This window comes from Globicatella sanguinis NBRC 15551 (genome assembly GCF_001552295.1).
GTDB classification, from domain to species: Bacteria; Bacillota; Bacilli; order Lactobacillales; family Aerococcaceae; genus Globicatella; species Globicatella sanguinis.
The window spans coordinates 1-7,629 of sequence record NZ_BCQX01000108.1 but is presented as its reverse complement, the minus strand read 5'-3'; the positions used below and the strand labels follow the sequence as shown (position 1 = coordinate 7,629).

Here is a 7,629-nt window from a genome sequence, read left to right as displayed (position 1 = left end):
GAAGAGCAGCTGAGAATTCCTCTCGGCTGCTCTTCCAATAATATTTTTTAGATATATCCCTGTTTCTTACTCAGCAGAAAGCTCCGAGTCGGTTACCCATTTATGGTTCTTGACTTCCTCTCCACCCGTGGTTGGCTGGTAGTCAATCATGTATACTGTGGTGCTTTTAGCATCGTCAATCGTAGCCGTTGCGCCTTCCATGCCTTCCATGTGGTCGGCTTCCAAAGTTACCTCGTCTCCTGGTTCGAAAGGTTCCTCTCCTGCATCCGCAATCTCCTCATGAATTACCCATTTGTGATTCTCTTCGCGCGGGCCGCCATTCGTAGGATCATAGGATACCTCGTAGGCTACAGTGTCAAAAGCGCCTACAATCGTGGCTTCTGCCCCCTCCATGCCTTCCATGTGCCCGTCTGTGATTGTTACCGTCTCCCCCACGTTGTAGGTAGGATTTTCAGCTTCTTCCAAACCTGCTGGGATTTCACCAGATTCATCGTGCACCATGCCGCCGTGATCACCACTTTCTGAAGATGTTTCTTCGGTTGTCGTTTGATTTGTATCTGTTCCAGTAGATTCATTTATCTCGTCATTGCCACATGCTCCAAGTAATAAGGCAGATGACAGTAAAATAATTCCTATCCATTTTTTATTCTGTTTCATTTTTTCCTCCTGAATTAAAAAAATAAAGCTCTAAATTTAAAGTGGTGGATTCTATAATGAGGTTAGCCACCTCTAAAAATCCATAAAAAAACGACGTGAATTTCATGTTATATTGAAGTTACCACTAACTCTCAATAGAAAAGGATGAATTCACATGACGCAAGACCAGTTTAACACAGTCTTACGAAAAGGGACACACTTATCTTATCAAGAACGTTGTCACATTCAGATTCTCAAGAAAGAAGCCTATTCTCACCGCGCTATTGCTAAGTTATTAGGGCAATCACCTCAAACCATTCATAATGAAGTGAAAAGAGGCACCATCACGCAACTGAAACGCCAAAAACAAAACGGTAAAACCTACGACTATACCTACACACTATATGATGCCGATGCCGGACAAGCTAATTATGAGCGTCAACGTCTTCACTGTGGTAGGCGACCTAAATGGGCGGATTCCAACGCCTTTATTGACCGGGCAGACAAAAAGATGTTTCAAGATAAATGGTCCCCCGATGTTCTCGTGGCTTTTGCTCGTGAACATCAGTTGTTTGACGCTGCGATTGTTCCTTTATATCAGAGTGCCTTTTTATCTTGATGTACGAACGCATTATTCGAAAACGATGACGGGCATTCCTGGATACGCATACTCAAAAACGATTGGCATGATATCAGGTGGTGTATTGATACAACCAAGTGACCCGTTAACTAAATAGGCATCTCCACCAAAGTATGGCTGCCAATTAGCATCATGAATACCTTGTCCGGTATAATCAAAGGCTAACCAAAACTCAACAGGCTGTACGTAATCCTTTTCAGTTCGAGGGTTATAGCCTTTCAATTCTGAAGGACTTTCCAAATTCCAAATAGCATAAGCACCTGGGATTGTATTCGTGCCAATCTGTCCTGTTACCACAGGGGTAGAAAGGACCTGATTGCCATCGATGTAGACAAACATTGTCTGGTTTAAGATGTCCACTTCAATATAACTATTACCTATATCATCTAAAGTACCATTGTATCCTATTCCAACAATAGTCGGTTCACGCACCACTGGAACCGCTGCTTGTAAATCAGCTAAAATGGCTTGCGTTTCTGCTTCACGATCAATTGACCAACCTAAGGTTCCGGGGAGAAGCTGAACTTCTCCTTGTAAAGTACTGTTAAAGGTGCGATAGTCATCATAAGTAGCATAACGCTCATTTAACGTTCCTAAATATTCGTAAATCATGTCCTCATCAAAGTTGACTTCATTGAATTCATCAATGTAAAGCCAACTTGAAATTAATTCTGGTGTAATGACTTCTTCATATCCAGCAATGGTTAATGTAATTTGAAGATTATTGTAAACTTTAAGCTGGTCTAATTCTGAAAATAAGCTTTCATCCGTCGATGTAATGTCAGGTTCGAGATAAGCTTCACTCACTTCTACCGTTGTCTGACCCTCTCGAAGACCGTCTAAAACTAAGTCCAATAATTTATCCTGATTAATTTCAGTTCCTATTTGCTCTGGCTCAATATAGTAGCCCATCTCTTCTGAATATTCTATTGTTGCATCGGTTGGACTCAGGCGAGTAGTATCAGACAGCGTTATTGAATCAATCGTGGTGCTCAATTTCTCCTGATTAATTACTAAATCTCCCTCAGCAACCCCTTCATAATTACTATCATTAAACAAACCATTCAACCAGGTTGTTTGATTTTGTTCTTGAATGAGAGAATCAAGTTGTGGGGTTAAATTAATTTGCGGGTCTAGGTCTCCAAGTGTCACGCTTCCTATTGGTTCGTTATTCTCTTTTAATGTTAGGGTATGATTTTCTAACTCCCTTGTAATTTTAGCGTTTGCCTCTTCTTTTGTTAAATGACTAATATCTATGTTTGAAAAACTGGTGTTCATTAAAAATCTTTGTGAAAAATGTTGAGCCCCGATAGTGTGACCTATACCTAGGAATAGAAAAATTACACCAAGTGTAATAATAATTTTTTTCATTGTGCACCTCTTCTCAAATTTTACCTAACTGCTGCTTCTTTACTCTACGACTTTATAGTTTGCATCTGACAAAGCCGAAGAAAATGAATCTAAATTTAATCTTTCTTTAGAAATTACCACCGCTCTTTTACTTTCTAGATCCACGGAAACAGTATCTAAACCTTCAGTTGAAAATATCGTCTGTATAATTTCCTACGGCTTCTTTCTCTTCAATATTGGCAGTATAAATAAATTTTCTACCTTCTTTCTCTGTATTTATTACGCCTTTTTCAACCAGTCGACCTAAGAGCGTTTTGATAGTGGCTTGTTTCCAGTCCGTTTTTTCTTTCAATATGGAGATGACTTCTTTAATAGTCACTCGATCATTCGCCCAGACTACACGCATAACCTCCCATTCAGCATCTGTGATATGAAGGTCTATAGCTATAGTACTCGTATTCTCTCCCCCTTTCGTTTACGAGCGTAAACATTAATGTTAAATACAGTTTACACAAGTAAACCATTCTTGTCAAGTCTTTTTTAAATAAATATAACCAGCTATTATTGCCTTTGTTTTCCTATCTTTACCCAATACTAATTATAGGGTTACTGATTATTCCACGCTTTTAAGGTAAGCTGTAGCCAATTCAAGGCACCCGCTGTTTTGACCCCGAATCTGCACATCAAGGCAATCAATCCACGTTTGGAGCCCACCTCGGTCTCTCTTTTAGGTATAGTTGAGACTTTTTGCCCAGCCTCTCCCCACAATAAATAGCCTATTTCTTGTGGGGAGAGGCTGGGCAAAAAGTTGTAGAGCCATCAAAAAAGAGTTATCTATCAATTAGGTTTGAGCTGCCACTCCCTAATTGATAAATAACTCCGTCTTTAATCGCGATACGTTTATTCTTTAATATACATTAATCTTGTTTCATCATTTAATCGCAATACGTTCATTCTTCTGTTCCCATTGTTGATATCTCGTCATCTTGATAATACAAAACAACTTTATTTTGCTTTTTACTTTCTTTTACATCAATGATACGTTGGTTAGAACTGCCTCGGAAACGTAAAGTTAAATCGCATTTCGCCAAAATAAATCGCCCATCAACTAAGACATCTACATATTCGAGCAAAGCTAATTTATCCTCGGTTTCTTGTTGTAATTCTTCCCAAGTATAACCGGACCAGGACCAAATATCCTTGGTATCACCATAGGTTTCTCTTACTCGTTTACAAAGTCTCAACAGGACTGGCGTGTTCAAGAAGGGCTCCCCACCTAATAAGGTTAATCCCTGACAATAAGAGGCACCTAAATCTTGAATAATTTGATCTTCTAATTCTTGCGTATAGTAGGTCCCATAGTTAAAGTTTTGAATGATTTTATTATAACAACCTTCACATTGGAATAAACAACCACTCACATATAAGCTACAACGAACCCCTTCACCATCGACGAAGTTGTATGGCTTATAATCGGCAATTTTATGTTGTGACCAATCTTCTGAACGCCATTCTTTTGGTTGTGGATTCTTCATTATAACGAACCCTTCATGTGTTTCTTACGTGCAGAAATTTCTTTATGACGTCCTTTTACCATTGGTCTTAACTGTGGATTTCCTAAATAACCACATGTTCTCTTTACGACGTCACAAGTTTCAGGATTACGATTGCCACATTGAGGACATTGAAACCCTCTTTCGGTTGGTTTAAAATCACCATCATATCCACATTCATAACAATGATCAATCGGTGTATTGGTACCTAAATAGCCCACTTTTTGATACGCATAATCCCAAACAGCCTCTAAAGCTTTAGGATTTTGACGCATATTAGGATACTCACAATAATTAATAAATCCACCTGAAGTATAGGGTAAATATTCTGCTTCAAAATCTAGCTTTTCAAAAGGTGTTGGTTGTTTTCGAACATCATAGTGGAAGGAATTAGTATAATAATCTTTATCTGTTACATCGGGAATCATACCATAAAACTCTTTATCCATTCGGCAAAAACGATCTGTTAAACTTTCTGAAGGAGTGCCATAAATACTAAAATGATAGCCATATTGTTTACCTAATTTATCTGCATATGCTTTCATATATTTTAAGATGTCTACTGTAAATTGCTTGGCTTCAGCGTTCGTTTCCCAGTTAGGACCATAAAAGACAGTCCCTACTTCATAAAGTCCAATATAACCCATTGATACGGTCGCACGACGGTTTTTAAAAACTTCATCTACTGAATCATTTTTTGTTAGACGTTTACCAAAAGCACCATGTTGATATAAGATTGGTGCATTTTCAGGCAATGCTTCTTTTACACGTTCAACACGATATACTAGGGCCTCTTCTAAAATTGACAGACGTTCATCTAATAGTTCCCAGAAACGATCTTTCGATTGCATCGATTCAATCGCAATACGAGGTAAATTTAAGGTCACGACACCTAAATTCATTCGACCCTCATTGACCTCATTACCATTTTCATCTTGCCATCCTTGTAAAAAAGAACGACACCCCATCGGTGCTTTAAAACTTCCTGTTAATTCAACAATTTTGTCATTCATTAACACATCTGGATACATCCGCTTAGTAGAACATTCTAACGCTAATTGCTTAATATCATAGTTTGGGTCAATAGGATTTAAGTTTACTCCATCCTTTAAAGTAAAAACTAATTTAGGAAAAATAGCTGTACGTTTTTCTTTACCTAAACCTAAAATTCTAACCTTAAGAATTGATTTCTGAATTTCACGAGCGTACCAAGAAGTTCCTAGCCCAAATCCTAAAGTAGTAAAAGGTGTTTGACCTTGAGAGGTATATAAAGTATTAATCTCATACTCTAAACTTTGCATTGAATCATATATATCTTTTTTGGTTTGTTTCATCGCAAACTCTTTTTGTTTCTCTGCATCTTCAATCCACTCGGCAGCAGTTTTAAGATGCTTTTTATAATTAAGTTCTGCATATTGTTCTAACAATTCATCGATACGATTAACACTAGTACCACCATATTGACTGCTAGCCACATTAGCGATAATTTGTGCCATTTGTGCAGTCGCTGTCTGGATTGATTTTGGTGATTCTACCTGCGCATTTCCAATTTGAAAGCCATTCTCGAACATTTGTTTAAAATCAATTAAACAACAGTTAGTCATTGGTGCATACGGATGATAGTCTAAGTCATGATAATGAATTTGCCCCTTTAAATGAGCCTTTTTGACCGATTTAGGCAATAAATCTAACCCGACTACTTTTGAAAGAACGCCCGCTGTTAAATCTCTTTGAGTATTAAAGACACGACTATCTTTATTAGCATTTTCGTTCACAATTTGTGTGTTGCGAGAACGTAGTTGGTTAACTTGATATTCTAAATTAGTAGCCTTTTCTTCAATTTCTGACATCTTTTTAGCAAATTTATCTTCATATTCATTTTGATTTACATATGATATTATCTCTTTTATGGAACTACTCTTAATCATACTATCTTCATTGGCCTGAAAAATACGGTTTGATATTTCAGCAATTTTGTCATCTGCATCATGATGCCCGGAACGTTTTAAACTAAAAATCATTTTGTTTAAATTGAACTTTTCTATTCTTCCATCACGTTTTTTTACAGTTAAACTATCAAAATTAATTTGTTTTTTGTTTAAATCCACTACCATTCTCATCACCCCAAATACTATATATAGTGTTTATATTGAACATAGTACCATATATATAGTATTTTAGCTAGTGATTACATAAAAATTATTTATTAATAAAATATAAAAAATAATTTAGTATATAGGCTAATTCTGGTTTATTCAAACGTTCCAAAATACTTTCACAAAGTGTTACATTTTCTAATAAATCTTCTAAATAAATACAATTCGCTTTAATAGACCGATTAATTAGATATTCGTTTGAAAAAACATATGATATAAGCGAAAATTTCTTCTCAATAAAATGATTAGCATCAACAATTTCACAATAGGGTTTAATAAGGTTCATAAACTCATCGAAAGAATATTGTTCGAAAAATTGATGAAGTGTTTCTAATGGTACATTATGCAAGAAACTATCCTTCTTACCGTATAATAAATCAGTCAATCCACTAAAATATGGCTTCATTCGAATTAATTGAGTGCACAATTTATTAGAATTAATTTTATCTTGCGTTTGAATATAATGCCAGCTATCTACTAATTCATATAAAGCTTCACGTACTAAGAAACCTCTCATCACACATTCAACACGAGAATAATATTGATCAAATGAATAAATCAAAGGAAAATTACTATAATGATCAGCTTCTGAACGGTCATACAAAAAATCTAACATAAAAGGACTATCAAGAATTGTATCTTTAGAATAATAAGCTATTGGTAAATGTAAATAAAAATTAAAACTCTTACGAAAGACAACCATAACTTTCCTCCTTTTTATACTATACTGAAAAATATATTATCACGGAAACGATTACAAGTCAATCGCTTTATAAATTTAATTTATAAGAATATTAATATACTTATATAAATAATTCAGTTGTACAAACCATAATAATAACTGCATAGTTTAATAGAAAACTGAGCATTGTTCACTTGGTTTTTGATGAAAAGTAGAAATTTTACTCCCATAAGATAACCTCAACACTATTGTTGAAGCATCTGAATAAACTGCTGCCAACATAATGGATGATATAACTTAAAATCAATGGCCTATATCATTTGAAAACCATCATAACTAAGGTAGATGCTAGCCCAATAAATATAAATGTATAAAATTCATTGGAGAAAAAATTAATTTAAAAAGTTGTAGATGAACAAAGTCATTTCTGTTCACACACACCATAAAGTGTAGACTCATGTTCATATTTCAAATAAACAACACCTAAAAATAGCGCTAATGGTTTCTACACCAACACAAAAAAATATAGAACCCAAGTTCATATGTCAACCCGATTCAATAATATATAGGTATACAAAAAAAGGCTCTATGTCAAGTAGTGTTGGTAAATAT

5 protein-coding genes and 2 pseudogenes are annotated in these 7,629 nt (G+C 35.6%); 1 reads left to right on the top strand and 6 read right to left on the bottom strand.

Translation table 11 applies throughout. The features are described from left to right. Positions 1-66: 66 nt before the first annotated feature. The gene (locus GSA01S_RS08420; RefSeq protein WP_066126601.1) at positions 67-657 is read right to left on the bottom strand and encodes a YdhK family protein; all 591 of its coding nucleotides are present in this window, start codon (positions 655-657) and stop codon (positions 67-69) included. Between the two features lie 154 nt (positions 658-811). On the opposite strand from GSA01S_RS08420, the pseudogene GSA01S_RS08415 reads away from it, so the two are divergent. Then, positions 812-1,228, top strand: a pseudogene (locus GSA01S_RS08415) (transposase); the annotation flags it as partial. Positions 1,229-1,267: 39 nt separating this feature from the next. Here the strand turns inward: GSA01S_RS08415 and GSA01S_RS08410 are convergent. The 5 genes and pseudogenes from GSA01S_RS08410 to GSA01S_RS08390 all read right to left on the bottom strand — a co-directional run bounded on the left by GSA01S_RS08410 (position 1,268) and on the right by GSA01S_RS08390 (position 7,038). Further along, entirely contained in the window at positions 1,268-2,647 is a 1,380-nt protein-coding gene (locus GSA01S_RS08410; protein ID WP_066126596.1) for a L,D-transpeptidase family protein, read from the bottom strand. 166 nt (positions 2,648-2,813) lie between these two features. Then, positions 2,814-3,074: pseudogene (locus GSA01S_RS08405) on the bottom strand (CopY/TcrY family copper transport repressor); the annotation flags it as partial. Between the two features lie 502 nt (positions 3,075-3,576). Further along, positions 3,577-4,161 carry an anaerobic ribonucleoside-triphosphate reductase activating protein gene (gene nrdG, locus GSA01S_RS08400; protein WP_066126594.1) on the bottom strand — a complete coding sequence of 195 codons (585 nt, stop codon included), beginning with the start codon at positions 4,159-4,161 and terminating at the stop codon, positions 3,577-3,579. Next, on the bottom strand, positions 4,161-6,293 hold the full coding sequence (gene nrdD, locus GSA01S_RS08395; RefSeq protein ID WP_066126592.1) for an anaerobic ribonucleoside-triphosphate reductase: 2,133 nt from the start codon (positions 6,291-6,293) through the stop codon (positions 4,161-4,163). Before nrdD ends, nrdG begins: the two co-directional genes overlap by 1 nt. 85 nt (positions 6,294-6,378) lie before the next feature. Continuing rightward, on the bottom strand, positions 6,379-7,038 hold the full coding sequence (locus GSA01S_RS08390) for a hypothetical protein (RefSeq protein WP_066126590.1): 660 nt from the start codon (positions 7,036-7,038) through the stop codon (positions 6,379-6,381). Positions 7,039-7,629 lie beyond the last annotated feature (591 nt).